Source organism: Massilia aerilata, from assembly GCF_042656905.1.
Lineage (GTDB): Bacteria > Pseudomonadota > Gammaproteobacteria > Burkholderiales > Burkholderiaceae_D > Telluria > Telluria aerilata.
Genome location: NZ_JBHSMZ010000010.1, coordinates 1 through 14446, shown reverse-complemented (window position 1 = coordinate 14446; position 14446 = coordinate 1). Strand labels below are relative to the sequence as shown.

Annotated in this window: 27 protein-coding genes and 1 tRNA gene; 1 reads left to right on the top strand and 27 read right to left on the bottom strand. The window is 60.4% G+C overall.

From position 1 onward, the window contains the following. Positions 1-25: 25 nt before the first annotated feature. The 22 genes from secY to ACFPO9_RS14485 all read right to left on the bottom strand — a co-directional run bounded on the left by secY (position 26) and on the right by ACFPO9_RS14485 (position 10760). The gene (secY, locus tag ACFPO9_RS14590; RefSeq protein WP_379771852.1) at positions 26-1360 is read right to left on the bottom strand and encodes a preprotein translocase subunit SecY; all 1335 of its coding nucleotides are present in this window, start codon (positions 1358-1360) and stop codon (positions 26-28) included. 29 nt (positions 1361-1389) lie between these two features. Then, the gene (gene rplO, locus ACFPO9_RS14585; protein ID WP_047826111.1) at positions 1390-1821 is read right to left on the bottom strand and encodes a 50S ribosomal protein L15; all 432 of its coding nucleotides are present in this window, start codon (positions 1819-1821) and stop codon (positions 1390-1392) included. A 26-nt stretch (positions 1822-1847) separates the two neighbouring features. Then, positions 1848-2027 (bottom strand): 50S ribosomal protein L30, encoded by a 180-nt coding sequence (gene rpmD / locus ACFPO9_RS14580; protein WP_230023643.1) that lies wholly within the window; start codon positions 2025-2027, stop codon positions 1848-1850. Positions 2028-2038: 11 nt separating this feature from the next. Next, entirely contained in the window at positions 2039-2557 is a 519-nt protein-coding gene (rpsE, locus tag ACFPO9_RS14575; protein WP_047826112.1) for a 30S ribosomal protein S5, read from the bottom strand. Positions 2558-2569: 12 nt separating this feature from the next. After that, the gene (gene rplR, locus ACFPO9_RS14570; protein WP_230023636.1) at positions 2570-2932 is read right to left on the bottom strand and encodes a 50S ribosomal protein L18; all 363 of its coding nucleotides are present in this window, start codon (positions 2930-2932) and stop codon (positions 2570-2572) included. Positions 2933-2943: 11 nt separating this feature from the next. Further along, positions 2944-3477, bottom strand: coding sequence for a 50S ribosomal protein L6 (gene rplF, locus ACFPO9_RS14565; RefSeq protein ID WP_379771851.1), 534 nt, complete (start codon positions 3475-3477; stop codon positions 2944-2946). A gap of 10 nt (positions 3478-3487) precedes the next feature. After that, complete coding sequence (rpsH, locus tag ACFPO9_RS14560) at positions 3488-3883, bottom strand: 30S ribosomal protein S8 (RefSeq protein ID WP_230023611.1); 396 nt, start codon at positions 3881-3883, stop codon at positions 3488-3490. Positions 3884-3897: 14 nt separating this feature from the next. Further along, a complete protein-coding gene (gene rpsN, locus ACFPO9_RS14555; protein ID WP_379771850.1) occupies positions 3898-4203 on the bottom strand; it encodes a 30S ribosomal protein S14 in 306 nt (101 codons plus the stop codon). Positions 4204-4207: 4 nt separating this feature from the next. Then, entirely contained in the window at positions 4208-4747 is a 540-nt protein-coding gene (rplE, locus tag ACFPO9_RS14550) for a 50S ribosomal protein L5 (RefSeq protein ID WP_379771849.1), read from the bottom strand. 6 nt (positions 4748-4753) lie between these two features. Further along, positions 4754-5068: a 50S ribosomal protein L24 gene (gene rplX / locus ACFPO9_RS14545; protein WP_047826118.1), complete on the bottom strand. Its 315-nt coding sequence runs from the start codon at positions 5066-5068 to the stop codon at positions 4754-4756. Positions 5069-5078: 10 nt separating this feature from the next. Further along, positions 5079-5447 (bottom strand): 50S ribosomal protein L14, encoded by a 369-nt coding sequence (gene rplN, locus ACFPO9_RS14540; protein ID WP_036172202.1) that lies wholly within the window; start codon positions 5445-5447, stop codon positions 5079-5081. 231 nt (positions 5448-5678) lie between these two features. Further along, a complete protein-coding gene (gene rpsQ, locus ACFPO9_RS14535) occupies positions 5679-5951 on the bottom strand; it encodes a 30S ribosomal protein S17 (protein ID WP_047826119.1) in 273 nt (90 codons plus the stop codon). Further along, positions 5948-6139: a 50S ribosomal protein L29 gene (gene rpmC, locus ACFPO9_RS14530; protein ID WP_230023597.1), complete on the bottom strand. Its 192-nt coding sequence runs from the start codon at positions 6137-6139 to the stop codon at positions 5948-5950. The genes rpsQ and rpmC overlap by 4 nt, the downstream gene beginning before the upstream one ends. Before the next feature lie 12 nt (positions 6140-6151). Continuing rightward, positions 6152-6571 (bottom strand): 50S ribosomal protein L16, encoded by a 420-nt coding sequence (rplP, locus tag ACFPO9_RS14525; RefSeq protein ID WP_005663456.1) that lies wholly within the window; start codon positions 6569-6571, stop codon positions 6152-6154. 2 nt (positions 6572-6573) lie between these two features. Next, on the bottom strand, positions 6574-7368 hold the full coding sequence (gene rpsC, locus ACFPO9_RS14520; protein WP_379771848.1) for a 30S ribosomal protein S3: 795 nt from the start codon (positions 7366-7368) through the stop codon (positions 6574-6576). Positions 7369-7379: 11 nt separating this feature from the next. Then, positions 7380-7712 carry a 50S ribosomal protein L22 gene (rplV, locus tag ACFPO9_RS14515; protein ID WP_171085678.1) on the bottom strand — a complete coding sequence of 111 codons (333 nt, stop codon included), beginning with the start codon at positions 7710-7712 and terminating at the stop codon, positions 7380-7382. Further along, positions 7709-7984, bottom strand: coding sequence for a 30S ribosomal protein S19 (gene rpsS / locus ACFPO9_RS14510; RefSeq protein ID WP_078034747.1), 276 nt, complete (start codon positions 7982-7984; stop codon positions 7709-7711). Before rpsS ends, rplV begins: the two co-directional genes overlap by 4 nt. Positions 7985-7993: 9 nt before the next feature. Further along, the gene (gene rplB / locus ACFPO9_RS14505; protein ID WP_379771847.1) at positions 7994-8824 is read right to left on the bottom strand and encodes a 50S ribosomal protein L2; all 831 of its coding nucleotides are present in this window, start codon (positions 8822-8824) and stop codon (positions 7994-7996) included. Then, positions 8824-9141, bottom strand: a complete 318-nt coding sequence (gene rplW / locus ACFPO9_RS14500; protein WP_230023578.1) for a 50S ribosomal protein L23 — start codon at positions 9139-9141, stop codon at positions 8824-8826. The genes rplB and rplW overlap by 1 nt, the downstream gene beginning before the upstream one ends. After that, a complete protein-coding gene (gene rplD, locus ACFPO9_RS14495) occupies positions 9138-9758 on the bottom strand; it encodes a 50S ribosomal protein L4 (RefSeq protein ID WP_230023572.1) in 621 nt (206 codons plus the stop codon). The genes rplW and rplD overlap by 4 nt, the downstream gene beginning before the upstream one ends. Before the next feature lie 3 nt (positions 9759-9761). Next, a complete protein-coding gene (gene rplC / locus ACFPO9_RS14490; RefSeq protein WP_379771846.1) occupies positions 9762-10418 on the bottom strand; it encodes a 50S ribosomal protein L3 in 657 nt (218 codons plus the stop codon). Between the two features lie 265 nt (positions 10419-10683). Then, positions 10684-10760 (bottom strand) — tRNA-Val (locus ACFPO9_RS14485). A gap of 123 nt (positions 10761-10883) precedes the next feature. On the opposite strand from ACFPO9_RS14485, the gene ACFPO9_RS14480 reads away from it, so the two are divergent. Beyond that, positions 10884-11975, top strand: coding sequence for a mechanosensitive ion channel family protein (locus ACFPO9_RS14480; protein ID WP_379771845.1), 1092 nt, complete (start codon positions 10884-10886; stop codon positions 11973-11975). Here ACFPO9_RS14480 and ACFPO9_RS14475 read toward each other — a convergent pair whose 3' ends face one another. The 5 genes from ACFPO9_RS14475 to ACFPO9_RS14455 all read right to left on the bottom strand — a co-directional run. Then, complete coding sequence (locus ACFPO9_RS14475; protein ID WP_379771844.1) at positions 11976-12977, bottom strand: LacI family DNA-binding transcriptional regulator; 1002 nt, start codon at positions 12975-12977, stop codon at positions 11976-11978. 53 nt (positions 12978-13030) lie between these two features. Further along, positions 13031-13399 carry a hypothetical protein gene (locus ACFPO9_RS14470; protein ID WP_379771843.1) on the bottom strand — a complete coding sequence of 123 codons (369 nt, stop codon included), beginning with the start codon at positions 13397-13399 and terminating at the stop codon, positions 13031-13033. A 14-nt stretch (positions 13400-13413) separates the two neighbouring features. Beyond that, the gene (locus ACFPO9_RS14465) at positions 13414-13779 is read right to left on the bottom strand and encodes a hypothetical protein (RefSeq protein ID WP_379771842.1); all 366 of its coding nucleotides are present in this window, start codon (positions 13777-13779) and stop codon (positions 13414-13416) included. Between the two features lie 106 nt (positions 13780-13885). Beyond that, complete coding sequence (rpsJ, locus tag ACFPO9_RS14460) at positions 13886-14197, bottom strand: 30S ribosomal protein S10 (protein ID WP_047826129.1); 312 nt, start codon at positions 14195-14197, stop codon at positions 13886-13888. A 181-nt stretch (positions 14198-14378) separates the two neighbouring features. Next, positions 14379-14446: EF-Tu C-terminal domain-related protein (locus ACFPO9_RS14455; RefSeq protein ID WP_199734358.1), on the bottom strand; the 68-nt coding region annotated here is incomplete at its 5' end.

Below are 14446 nucleotides of genomic sequence, written 5' to 3'. Positions count from 1 at the left end.
GCTCACTCCTGGGTATCGGCGCCGCTCAACGCGACGGGATACCGCCTTTGAAATTCGCCTTGCGCAGCAGCGACTCATATTGCTGCGACATGACGTAGTTCTGCACTTGTGCCATGAAGTCCATGGTTACCACCACCACGATAAGCAGTGAGGTGCCGCCGAAATACACTGGAACTTTCCAGTACGACGTCATGAACTCCGGCAGCAGGCACACCAGGGTGATGTAGACCGCACCGGCCAGGGTCAGGCGCATCAGGATCTTGTCGATGTAGCGCGCAGTTTGCTCGCCCGGACGGATGCCCGGAACGAATGCGCCGCTCTTCTTCAAGTTGTCCGCCGTTTCCTTGCTGTTGAATACCAGCGCCGTATAGAAGAAGCAGAAGAACACGATCGCCACCGCATACAGCAACGCATGGATCGGTTCGCCCGAGCCCAACGACGCTGCGAGGTCCTTCAGGAACCCGATGAACGGGCTCGAAGTATCCTTGCCGCGCGTGAACCAGTCGACGATCGTGGCCGGGAACAGGATGATCGACGAAGCGAAGATGGGCGGAATCACACCGGCCATGTTCAACTTCAGCGGCAGGTGGCTGGTTTGGCCACCGTAGATCTTGTTACCGACCTGGCGTTTCGCGTAATTCACCAGGATCTTACGCTGGCCGCGTTCAATGAACACGACCGCGTAGGTCACCAGGGCCACCAGAATCACGATGAGGATTGCGGAGAAGCTATTGATCGAACCTTGGGACACCAGGGTGAACAGATTACCCAGGGCGCTCGGCAGACCAGCCGCAATACCGGCAAAGATGATGATCGAGATACCGTTGCCAAGACCACGTTCCGTGATCTGCTCACCCAGCCACATGAGGAACATGGTGCCGGTCAGCAGGGTCACGACAGTCACAAGGCGGAAAGCCATGCCCGGATCGAGCACGAGGCCTTGCTGGGCTTCCAGCGCGACCGCGATGCCGAATGCCTGGAACAGAGCCAGTGCCACCGTAAAATACCGGGTGTACTGGGTGATCTTGCGGCGTCCGGCCTCGCCTTCCTTCTTCAGCGCCTCCATCTGCGGCGAGACGATCGATGCCAGCTGCATGATGATCGAAGCCGAAATATAAGGCGTGATACCGAGAGCGAACACAGCAAAGCGGGACAAGGCGCCGCCCGAGAACATGTTGAACATGCCAAGGATGCCGCCTTCGTTCTGCTTGAACAGCTGGGCCAGGGCGACCGGGTCAATCCCGGGGACCGGGATGTGAGCGCCGATACGGTACACGACCAATGCCCCAAGCAGGAACCACAACCGCCCCCAGGGGAAGCCGGAAGCGGCGCTTTTACCAAGTTGTGAATTAGTCGCCAATTTTTGCTCCGATCAGGCAGCGGTCGCGTTTAGGCGACCGAGCCGCCAGCTGCTTCGATCGCTGCCTTCGCGCCAGCGGTGGCTTTGATGCCTTTCAGGTTCACCGCTTTGGTGATTTCACCCGACAGGATCACGCGCACATCGCGAGCGACGACCGACAGCACGCCGGCTTGCTTGAGCACCAGGATGTCGACATCGCCGACCGCCAGGTTGTTCAGGTCCGACAGACGGACTTCAGCCTTGAACGTCGCGTTCAGGGACTTGAAGCCTCGCTTCGGCAGACGGCGCTGCAGAGGCATCTGACCGCCTTCGAAGCCGACTTTGTGGAAGCCGCCCGAACGCGATTTCTGACCTTTGTGACCGCGGCCGGCAGTCTTGCCGAGGCCCGAGCCGATACCGCGACCGACGCGACGCTTAGCGTGCTTGGCGCCGTCAGCAGGTTGAATGGTATTGAGTTGCATATTTTCTCCGTTAACCAAGCCGCGGCTTAGTCGACAATTTTCACGAGGTAGTTGACCTTGTTGATCATGCCGCGGACCGACGGGGTGTCCTGCAGCTCGGAAACCGAGTTGACACGACGCAGACCCAGACCACGCACGGTGGCGCGGTGATCCTGACGGGTACCGATCAGGCCTTTGACCAGCTTGACTTTAATGGTGTTTGCCATGGTAATTCCCCTTAACCCAGGATCTCTTCGACCGACTTGCCGCGCTTGGCAGCGATGTCAGCCGGGGTGCTCATCTTCGCCAGACCGTCGAGGGTAGCGCGAACCAGGTTGTACGGGTTCGACGAACCGGTCGACTTGGCGACCACGTCGGTCACGCCCATCACCTCGAAGATTGCGCGCATTGCGCCGCCGGCGATCACGCCGGTACCCGGCTTGGCCGGAGCCATCAGGACGCGCGAGGCGCCGTGACGACCGGTAACGGTGTGCTGCAGGGTACCGTTCTTGAGGGGCACCTTGATCAGGTTGCGGCGAGCTTCTTCCATCGCTTTCTGCACGCCGACCGGAACTTCCTTCGACTTGCCTTTACCCATGCCGATGCGGCCATCGCCGTCACCGACAACGGTCAGCGCTGCAAAACCCATGATACGACCACCCTTGACCACTTTGGTCACGCGGTTGATCGCGATCATTTTCTCGCGCATGCCATCATCCGGCTTGTCGCTTGCCATTTTCGCTTGCATTTTTGCCATGACGATTCTTCCTTAGAACTTCAGACCGGCTTCACGCGCGGCTTCTGCCAGCGCCTTCACACGGCCGTGGTAACGGAAACCCGAACGGTCGAATGCGACTTCGGTGATCCCTGCTTTCAGTGCTTTCTCTGCGACGCGCTTGCCAACCAGTGCGGCTGCAGCAGCGTTGCCGCCGGCGCCGGACTTGCCGCCCAGCTCGGCGCGCACTTCTGCTTCCAGCGTCGAAGCCGAAACCAGGACCTTCGCATCCGGGCTGATCAGGTTCGCATAGATGTGCAGGTTGGTGCGGTGAATCGACAGGCGATTCACACCCAGCTGCGCGATCTTGATGCGGGTTTGGCGTCCGCGACGCAGACGCGATTGTTTCTTGTCCATGTCAGCTCCGATTATTTCTTCTTGGTTTCTTTAAGCTTAACCACTTCGTCCGCATAACGGACACCCTTGCCCTTATAAGGCTCAGGCGAGCGGTAAGCACGCACTTCTGCGGCAACCTGGCCGACCTTTTGACGATCGATACCCTTGATCAGGATTTCGGTCGGGGTCGGGGTGGTTGCAGTGACGCCTTCCGGCATCGCGTGCAGAACAGGGTGCGAGAAGCCCAGGGACAGGTTCAGGGCGTTGCCCTGCACAGCTGCCTTGTAACCCACGCCGACCAGGGTCAGCTTGCGCTCGAAGCCCTTGGTCACGCCGGTCACCATGTTGTTGACCAGTGCACGCAGGGTGCCCGACATTGCGTTCGATTCGCGGGAATCGTCGATAACGTCGAACGACAGCGTGCCGTTGTTGTTTTCCACTTTGACCAGGCCGTTCAGCGCCTGGGTCAGGGTGCCCAGCGGGCCCTTGACGGTGATCGACGACGCGTTGATCGCGACATCGGTACCGGCCGGGACGGCGATTGGCATCTTAGCTACTCGAGACATCGTCTACTCCTTAAGCCACGTAGCAAAGCACTTCGCCACCGACGCCGGTTGCACGTGCTTTACGGTCGGTCATCACACCCTTCGGGGTCGAGACGATTGCCACGCCCAGGCCGTTCATGACCTGAGGGATCTCGTCTTTGCCCTTGTAGATGCGCAGGCCAGGACGGGACACGCGCTCGATGCGCTCGATAACCGGACGGCCAACGTAATATTTCAAACCGATGTTCAGTTCCGACTTGCCACCTTCGGTGGACACGGCGAAATCTTCGATGTAACCCTCGTCCTTCAGGACGTTGGCGATCGCAACTTTGACTTTCGAGGACGGCATCGACACGTTGGTCTTTTGCACGCCTTGTGCGTTGCGGATGCGGGTCAGCATATCGGCGATAGGATCGCTCATACTCATTGCTTATTCTCCTATTACCAGCTAGCTTTGGTCATACCCGGGATTTCGCCTTTCATGGCGAATTCGCGGAGTTTGGTACGGGCCAGACCGAATTTACGGAAAGTGCCACGCGGACGGCCGGTCATTGCGCAGCGGTTACGCTGGCGGCTCGGCGCCGAGTTACGCGGCAGCGCCTGCAGCTTCAGGCGCGCTTCGTATTGCTCTTCTTCCGACTTCGACTGGTCGTTGATGATTGCTTTCAGAGCGGCACGCTTCGGGGCGAATTTCTCCACCAGGTCTGCACGCTTCTTTTCGCGATTAATCAATGCAAGTTTTGCCATGCTCTTAGTTCCTGAACGGGAATTTGAAGGCCGCGAGCAGCGCTTTGGCTTCGTCGTCGGTCTTGGCGGTGGTGGTGATCGAGATGTTCATGCCACGCAGCGCATCGATCTTGTCGTAATCGATTTCCGGGAAGATGATCTGCTCTTTGACGCCGATGTTGTAGTTACCACGACCGTCGAAGGACTTGCCGCTCACGCCGCGGAAGTCACGCACGCGCGGCAGTGCCACGGTGATGAAACGGTCCAGGAATTCGTACATGCGGGCGCCACGCAGGGTCACCATCGTACCGATCGGGTAGCCTTCGCGGATCTTGAAACCTGCGATTGCCTTGCGAGCCTTGGTCACGACCGGCTTCTGGCCGGCGATCTTGGTCAGGTCGCCAGTGGCGTGCTCAATGATCTTCTTGTCGGCGACAGCTTCCGACAGACCCATGTTCAGGGTGATCTTGGTCAGGCGCGGCACTTCCATCACCGACTTGTAGCCGAATTTCTCGGTCAGTTCGGAGACGACTTTGTCTTTATACAGTTGTTGCAGACGGGCCATTTCTTATTACCCCTTCACTACTTCGCCGTTCGACTTGAAGACGCGGACTTTTTTGCCATCCACTTCCTTGAAGCCAACGCGATCAGCCTTGCCGGACGCTGCATTGAACAGCGCGACATTCGACACGTGAATCGGCATGGTCTTGTCGACGATACCACCAGTTACGCCGGTCATCGGGTTCGGCTTGACGGCCTTCTTGGCCACATTCACGCCTTCAACGATGACGTGCTCAGCATCTACACGCTGCTGAACGACACCGCGCTTGCCTTTGTCTTTACCGGCCAGAACGATGACTTCGTCGTTTTTACGAATCTTATCCATTACGACTCCCTTACAGAACTTCAGGTGCCAGGGACACGATCTTCATGAACTTTTCGGTACGCAGTTCGCGCGTCACCGGTCCGAAGATACGGGTGCCGATCGGCTCCAGCTTGGCGTTCAGCAGAACGGCGGCATTGCCGTCGAACTTCACCAGGGAGCCGTCCTGACGGCGCACGCCCTTGGCGGTACGCACGACCACGGCATTGTAGATTTCACCTTTCTTGACGCGGCCGCGCGGAGCAGCCTGCTTCACGGTGACCTTGATCACGTCGCCAATGCTGGCGTAACGGCGCTTGGAGCCGCCCAATACCTTGATGCACAGAACTTCCTTGGCACCGGTATTGTCGGCCACTTCGAGCCGGCTTTCGGTTTGAATCATGATATTTTCTTTCCCAACTTAAGCCGTAGAAAATCCCACGGAGGTCCGTGGGCCTGCGGTCAGTCTTGGTCCCGCCGCACCGCCCCTGCTGGAGCAATACGTTTGGGTGATTGGACTTTCCAATACTTCATTGCAGGCCGCAGACATCGCGGGGACAACTGCGGCAACACATGAACGAAGCCCGCTAGTATCCCAGATACCAGCGGGCCACGCAAGACAAATTTTCAGGCTTTACAGAACCTGTGCGACCTGTACAACTTTGGTCAGGGTCCAAGCCTTCGTCTTCGAGATCGGGCGACCTTCCTGGATCTCGACCGTGTCGCCGGTCTTGGCCTGGTTGGTCTCGTCGTGCGCGTGATACTTGTTCGAGCGCACGATGATCTTGCCGTACAGCGGGTGCTTGACGTGACGCTCGACCAGCACGGTTACCGTCTTGTCCATCTTGTCGGACACGACCTTGCCGACCAGCGTACGCTTCAGCGCCGTTTTAGTGGTGTCGTTCATTTGGCTTCCTTCTGGGTCATCACGGTTTTGACGCGGGCGATATCGCGGCGCACCTTTTTGAGCTGGGCGGTGTTGCTCAGCTGCTGCGTTGCGATTTGCATGCGCAGGCCGAACTGTGCCTTCAGCAGCTCATTCAGCTCTTGCTGCAGAGCTGCCTGGTCTTTGCCGCGGAGTTCCGTTGCTTTCATTCTTAACTCCTGTTATTGGCCGACTTGGCGCACCACGAAAGTGGTTGCCAGCGGCAGTTTGGCAGCGGCCAGGCGGAATGCTTCGCGCGCCAGTTCTTCTGCGACGCCGTCCATCTCATACAGGACCTTGCCCGGCTGGATTTCTGCGACGTAGTACTCAGGGTTACCCTTACCGTTACCCATACGGACTTCAGCCGGCTTGTTCGAGATCGGCTTGTCCGGGAAGATACGGATCCAGATACGGCCGCCACGTTTGATGTGACGGGTCATGGCACGACGTGCCGCTTCGATCTGGCGAGCCGTGATACGGCCGCGGGCAACGGCCTTCAGGCCGAACTCACCGAACGACACAGCGGTGCCGCGGGTGTGCGAAATGCCGGTGTTACGGCCCTTCTGCTCTTTACGATACTTTCTGCGGGATGGCTGCAGCATGCTTATTCTCCTGCTTTCTCAGCAGCCGGCTTGGCAGCGCGGCGGCCTGCTGGTGCGGTACCTGGCTTGGCGCCCGGGCGGCCACGGCCAGCCGGTTTGCCGTCGTCACGACGCGGACCGCGCGGCTTTTTCTCGTCGGCCGGCACGTCGATCACCGGAGCTTCGCCCGTTGCCGAACGATCGCCCTTGTAGACCCAGACCTTGACACCGATGATGCCGTAGGTGGTCGAGGCTTCGCTGGTGCCGTAGTCGATATCGGCGCGCAGGGTGTGCAGCGGCACACGGCCTTCGCGGTACCATTCGGTACGTGCGATTTCGATGCCGTTCAGACGGCCCGACGACATGATCTTGATGCCGACAGCGCCCAGGCGCATGGCGTTCTGCATCGCACGCTTCATGGCGCGACGGAACATGATGCGCTTTTCGAGCTGCTGGGCGATCGAATCGGCGATCAGCTGCGAGTCGATTTCCGGCTTGCGGATCTCTTCGATATTGACGTGCACCGGCACGCCCATGATCTTGGTCAGCGACGACTTCAGAACTTCGATGTCTTCGCCTTTCTTGCCGATGACCACGCCCGGACGCGACGAGTAGATCGTGAAGCGCGCGTTCTTGGCAGGACGCTCGATCACGATACGGCCGACCGAAGCGTTCTTCAGCTTCTTCTTCAGGAAAGCGCGTGCTTCCAGGTCTTCCTTCAGCATGTCGGCAAAATTGCCGTTGCCAGCGTACCAGCGCGATGCCCAGTTACGGGTGACCGCCAGGCGGAAGCCGGTTGGGTGGATTTTCTGACCCATCGTGTGACTCCTTAGTTACCGACAGTCACGTAAATGTGACAGGATTGTTTCGAAATGCGATCACCGCGGCCTTTGGCGCGAGCCGTAAAGCGCTTCAGGATCGGGCCCTTTTCGACATAGATCTGAACGACCTTCAGTTCGTCGATGTCGGCACCATCGTTGTGCTCGGCGTTCGCAATTGCGGACTCCAGCACCTTCTTGATGATGGTGGCACCTTTCTTCGGGCTGAACTGCAGGATGTTCAGCGCGGCGTCGACCTTCTTGCCGCGGATCAGGTCCGCAACCAGGCGGCCCTTCTGCTCCGACAGGCGCACGCCTTTGAGGATAGCTTTAGTTTCCATTATTTTTTAGCCTTCTTGTCAGCGGCGTGGCCCTTGAACGTACGGGTCAGCGCGAATTCGCCGAGCTTGTGGCCGACCATGTTCTCCGAGACATACACCGGGACGTGGACCTTGCCGTTGTGCACGGCAATAGTCAGACCGATGAAGTCAGGAGTGATCGTCGAGCGGCGCGACCAGGTTTTGACTGGCTTCTTGTCTTTGGTCGCTTGCGCGGCTTCGACTTTTTTCACCAGGTGGGCGTCGATGAACGGCCCTTTTTTCAATGAACGAGTCATGTTTTATCCTTATTTCTTGCCGCGACGCGAGACGATCATCGACGAAGTGCGCTTGTTCGAACGCGTCTTCTTGCCCTTGGTCTGCTGGCCCCATGGCGACACCGGATGACGACCGGCTGCCGTACGACCTTCACCACCACCGTGCGGGTGGTCGATCGGGTTCATGACGACACCGCGGACGGTCGGGCGGACACCGCGCCAACGCATCGCACCGGCTTTACCGATCTTGCGCAGGCTGTGCTCGGCATTGCCGACTTCACCCACGGTTGCACGGCACTCGATGTGCACGCGGCGGACTTCACCCGAGCGCAGGCGAACCTGGGCGTAGGTGCCTTCGCGGGCCATCAGGACCACAGCGGCGCCGGCGGTGCGGGCCATCTGGGCGCCCTTACCTGGCAGCATCTCGACGCAGTGCATCACGGTACCGACCGGGATGTTGCGGATCGGCAGGCAGTTACCCGACTTGATCGGGGCTTCCGCGCCGCTCATGACGGTGTCGCCGACAGCCATGCCTTTGGTGGCGATGATGTAAGCACGTGCACCGTCCGCGTAGCACAGCAGCGCGATGTGCGCGGTGCGGTTCGGATCGTATTCAATACGCTCGACCTTGGCCGGGATACCGTCCTTGTCGTTGCGCTTGAAGTCGACCATGCGGTAGTGCTGCTTGTGACCGCCGCCGATGTGGCGGGTCGTGATGTGACCGTTGTTGTTACGGCCAGCGGTCTTCGATTTCTTCTCAACCAGGGCTGCGAACGGACGGCCTTTGTACAGGCCCTCGGTCACAACCTTCACCATGCCGCGGCGGCCTGGGGAGGTTGGCTTCATCTTAACGAGTGCCATTATTTAGCCTCCTCGACAAAATTGATTTCCTGACCCGGCTTCAGGGCCACGAAAGCACGCTTGGTGTGGTTGCGACGACCGACGAAACGACCCGAACGCTTTTGCTTGCCTTCGCGGTTCACGGTCTGCACCGACTCGACTTCCACCTTGAACAGCAGTTCGACGGCGGCCTTGATTTCCGGCTTGGTCGCGTCCGGCAGAACCTTGAACACGATCTGTTCGTTCTTTTCAGCGACGAAGGTCGCCTTTTCGGAAATGACCGGAGCCAGCAGCACCTTCATCAGGCGCTCTTCGCTGAATTTGATTGCGGCGCTCATGCGTACATCTCCTCGATCTTGGCCAGAGCAGCTTTGGTGACCAGGACTTTCTTGTAGAACACCAGCGACATCGGGTCAGCATGCTTCGGCTCGACAACCAGCACGTTCGGCAGGTTGCGCGATGCCAGCAGCAGGTTTTCGTCGATGGTGTCGGTGATCACCAGGACCGATTCCAGGCCCATGCTCTGCAGCTTTTGCGACAGCAGCTTGGTCTTCGGGGCTTCGATCGACAGGTTCTCGACGACGTTCAGACGCTCTTCGCGGGCCAGCTGCGACAGGATCGAGCACATACCGGCGCGATACATCTTCTTGTTGACTTTGTGCGAGAAGTTCTCGTCAGGCGAGTTCGGGAAGATACGACCACCACCACGCCACAGCGGCGACGACGACATACCGGCACGGGCGCGGCCGGTGCCTTTCTGGCGCCAAGGCTTCTTGGTCGTGTGGGAGACTTCTTCACGATCCTTCTGCTTGCGGTTACCCGAGCGCGCGTTGGCGGCGTAGGCGACCACGATCTGGTGGATCAGTGCTTCGTTGTAATCGCGACCGAAGACTTCATCGGTGGCGTTGACGTTCGAGCCGGCTTGGCCTTGCTCATTCAGGAGCTTCAGTTCCATCGTTTACGCTCCTTTCTTTGCTTTGACCTTGACGGCCGGCTTGACAACCACTTGGCCGTTCTTGGCGCCAGGAACGGCACCCTTCACCAGCAGCAGTTGACGGTCGGCGTCGATACGGGCGATTTCCAGGTTCTGGGTGGTGACGGTAACGTCGCCCATGTGACCGGTCATGCGCTTACCAGGGAACACGCGACCCGGATCCTGCGCCATACCGATGGAGCCAGGAACGTTGTGCGAACGCGAGTTACCGTGGGTTTGACGACCCGAAGCAAAGTTGTGACGCTTGATGGTACCGGCGTAGCCTTTACCGATCGAGGTGCCTTGCACGTCGATCTTCTGGCCAACTTCGAACAGCGACACATTGACTGCGTCGCCTGCTTTGAATTCAGCGGCTTGTGCGGCTTCGATGCGGAATTCCTTCAGCAGCGTACCGGCTTCGACGCCAGCTTTGGCGTAGTGACCCGCACTGGCCTTGTTCACGCGGGAAGCGCGACGTTGACCGAATACGACCTGAACAGCGGAGTAACCGTCAGTTTCAGGAGTTTTTACTTGCGCAACACGGTTGTTCGACACGTCCAGCACGGTGACAGGAATCGAATCCCCATCATCCGTGAAGATGCGCATCATGCCAACCTTGCGACCGAGGAGGCCCAGGCTCATTTTTTCTCCATTCCCACCTACGATTGGGCGGGGCTAATTGAACTACAAAAACGCATGGGCAAAAAAAGACTAGCCCATACCGAAGCCGGCTAGTATAGCGCGCGCGTCGAGTAGGCGCAACAGGAGAATGCGAGGAGTAACGCGCTCTGTTGCGTTTTACGCTTTTGTCATGGAGAAGAAAGGAATCCGTTCTTGGCGAACGGCACAGAAAAGCTTTACTGCCAACTTTTCTCTGCAGGCTAGAGGCCTGCGATCTGAGGAATTCTGGTGGGCGGTGCAGGATTCGAACCTGCGACCCCTTGGATGTCGACCAAGTATTCTAACCAGCTGAACTAACCGCCCGGGGAGGCCGCATTATACGAAATGGTTTTATTAATGCGCAAGGGTTTTGTTGCGAAATTTTTCGCGTGGGTCCGCGCCTCCCCTGCCCGCTACAATGTGTGCATCTGACAAACGGGGTAGCGGATGGATCACGTCTTCTTCGGCAACACGGTCTATAAATGGCTCAGCGCGCTCGGCGTGGCCCTGGTGGTCATGCTGTCGCTGTGGCTCATCAAGCACGTGCTGGTGCGGCGCCTGGGCGTGATCGCCGCCCGCACCGCCACCCGGCTGGACGACGTCGCCGTCGCCGCGCTGGAGTCGACCAAGATGCTGGTGATGACGGTGATCGGCCTGTATGCCGGTTCGCTGATGCTGGTGCTGCCCGAGGGCGCGCGCGTGATGGTCACCCGCACCGCCATCACCGTCGGCCTGGTGCAGGGCGCGATCTGGGGCAATGCCGCGCTGCGCAGCTGGCTGCAGCAGTACTACGAGAACCGGGCCACGGATCCGGCGCGCGCCACCTCGGCGGCGGCGGTCGGCTTCATTGCGCGCATGGTGCTGTGGGTCGTGATCTTGCTGATGATCCTGGATAACCTGGGCGTCAACATCACCACCCTGGTGGCCTCGCTGGGCATCGGCGGCATCGCGGTGGCGCTGGCCGTGCAGAACATCCTCGGCGACCTGTTCGCTTCCCTGTCGATCGTGCTGGACAAGCCTTTCGTGATCGGCGACTTCATCGTCGTCGACAAATACCTGGGCACGGTCGAATACGTGGGGCTCAAGACCACGCGCATCCGCAGCCTGGGCGGCGAACAGCTGGTGTTCTCGAATGCCGACCTGCTCAAGAGCCGGCTGCAGAACATGAGCCGGCTGGAAACGCGCCGCGCCGCCTTCACGGTTTCCGTCACCTACGACACGCCGGCGGCGACGCTGCGCGCGATCCCGGGCATGCTGGCGGAGATCGTCAGGGCACAGCCCAAGACCAGGCTCGACCGCTCCCACTTCACTGGGGTCGGTGCTTCGTCGATGAACTTCGAGGTCGTGTACTTCTACGAGTCGCCGGACTACCTCGCCTTCATGGACGTGCAGCAGGAAATCTGGCTGCGCATCGTGGAGCGCTTCGATGCGGAAGGGATCGAGTACGCCTACCCGACCCAGACCCTGCAGGTGCGCAATGGCGGGAAGGAAATACCGGGCATCACGCCGGACGCCGGCGCCGCGCCCGCCGCGAGCTGATCAGTGCAAGGGCGCGGTCGAGGCCCGCACGACCAGTGAGCTGGCCAGCGCGATATTGCGCAGCGGCTCGTGCCCACCCCGGATGCGCTCGATCAGCTGGGCGATGGCCAGTCTTGCCATCTCGCGCTTGGGCGGCGCCATCGTGGTCAGCGGCGGCGTCGCGTAGCAGGCCGCGCCGATGTCGTCGTAGCCCACCACCGACAGCTCGCCAGGCACCCGCACGCCGGCGCTGCTGGCCGCGCACAGGCCGCCGATCGCCATCAGGTCGCTGGTGACGAACACCGCGGTAGGACGGCGCGCACGCGCCAGCAGGCTGCCGAAGGCCGCGTGGCCGCCGGCGCTGGTGAATTCCACGTACAGGATCTCGCTGTCGGGCACGGCGATGCCGGCCTCGCGCATCGCGCGCAGGAAGCCGCCGACGCGCTCCCGGCTGCGCGGCAGATCGGCCGGGCCGGACACGCAGGCAATGTCGCGGTGACCCAGCTCGATCAGGTGGCGCGTGGCCTGCCAGGCGCCCTCCTCCTGGCCGGCCAGCACCAGGTCGGCGCCCAGCCCCGGCAGGGCGCGCTCGAGCTGGATGATGGGCACGGATTCGTGGCGCTGAAGCAGATCGTGGTCTTCATCGGCGCCGCTGGCCACCAGCACCAGGCCGTCGATGCGCTTTTCCATCAGCAGGCGCAGGTAGGCAGCCTGCTTCTGCGCGCCGCCATGGGCGTTGCAGAGGATGATGTGATAACCGAGTTCGAAGGCAGCGTCCTCGATCCAGCGGATCAGTTCGGCAAAATAGGGATTCGAACTGTTCGGCACCAGCACGCCGATGGTATTGGTCTTGTCGTTCTTGAGGCTGCGGGCGACGGCGCTGGGAACATAGCGCATCTCGTCGATGATGCCCAGCACCCGCTTGCGCACCTCGTCGCTGACGGCGCGCGTATTGTTGATTACATGCGAAACGGTCGAGATCGAGACCCCGGCCCGCTGCGCCACCTGCTTCATTGTCGCCATCGCGTTCCCCCTGAGGCGCGATTATCGCCGATATGTTTCAATACTTACAACATCTATATCCGGCTTTGCAGCGCCTGCGGGCGATCCAGGTAGAGGAAGATGCAGCTCAGGCCGGTCCGCTCGACACCGAGGTGGTACAGGCGCACCCGGCTGCCTGGCTTCAAGATCAGGACGGTATTCGGCTTATCAAGAGGTGAAACCTTGACGGCATTGCGGCGTTCGATACCGCGGCGGCGCAGCCAGGCGGCAAGCGGTTCGTCGATGCGTTCGCAGGCGGCGATCGCGTCCAGCGGAATGCTGCCGTGGGTGCGGGCGCCGATGCTGATCTGCAGCGCCTCTTCCGTCAGCACGTGCTGGCCGGCGCCGATCAGCCAGCGGTCGCCCAGCATGTAGACGAGCGAGGACAGCGCGCCTGCCAGCATCAGCAGATGGATCGTCAGGCGTCCGGGCGCGGACGGCGCAGCAGCCAGCCCATGAAGCCGCGGCGCAGGGCGCGGTCGATGCGCAGCATACCGACGAGCTCCGGCGGCAGCCAGGCGGCCGGCAGCCTGCGCCAGGCCCGGCTGCGCAGCGCGTCCCGGCTGCGATCGAGCGCGTCCGGCAGGTGGGACAGGTCCTTGGCGATCAATACCAGCAGTGGCGCCAGCAGGAACAGCGGGCGCAGGCTGTGAACGAGCGATCGGGGCAGGACCAGCATAAGGAGCATGCCGCCGACAAAGACCAACCAGGCGGCGCCGAACACGTCGAGCCAGGGCGTGCGGCGCAGGCGCTCGGCTCGGCAGGAGACGGGGAATTTTGTCATGGCAACACGATCATAACATCGCCATTACAAAAGAAAACGGGGCTGGCTCACAGAGTGATGCCAGCCCCATCCTCACCGGCAGACGAATCCGCCGGGCGACACGAGATTATTGCAGCTTGATTTCGACGTCGACGCCAGCCGGCAGGTCCAGCTTCATCAGTGCGTCAACGGTCTTGTCGGTCGGGTCCACGATGTCCATCAGACGCTGGTGCGTACGGATTTCGAACTGGTCGCGCGAGGTCTTGTTGACGTGCGGGGAACGCAGCACGTCGAAACGCTGGATGCGGGTCGGCAGCGGGACCGGGCCCTTGACGACGGCGCCGGTGCGCTTGGCGGTGTCGACGATTTCCAGAGCGGACTGGTCGATCAGTTTGTAGTCAAACGCTTTCAGGCGGATGCGGATTTTCTGATTGGACATGCTAATTCCTTTAAAAGAACGTTCCGGCTAGTGCCGGCGATATGTAAAAGGTGCTTCTGTACTGCTCAAGAGGCGGGAGTATATCACCGTTCTCACTTAAACAGATGGGGACAGACCGAAAAGTCTGTCCCCATCCGTTGTGCCGGCGGTACGCACCGCCGGCGAATCACGCTAACCGAAATTAGGCGATGATCTTGGCAACCACGCCGGCGCCGACGGTACGGCCGCCTTCGCGGATTGCGAAGCGCA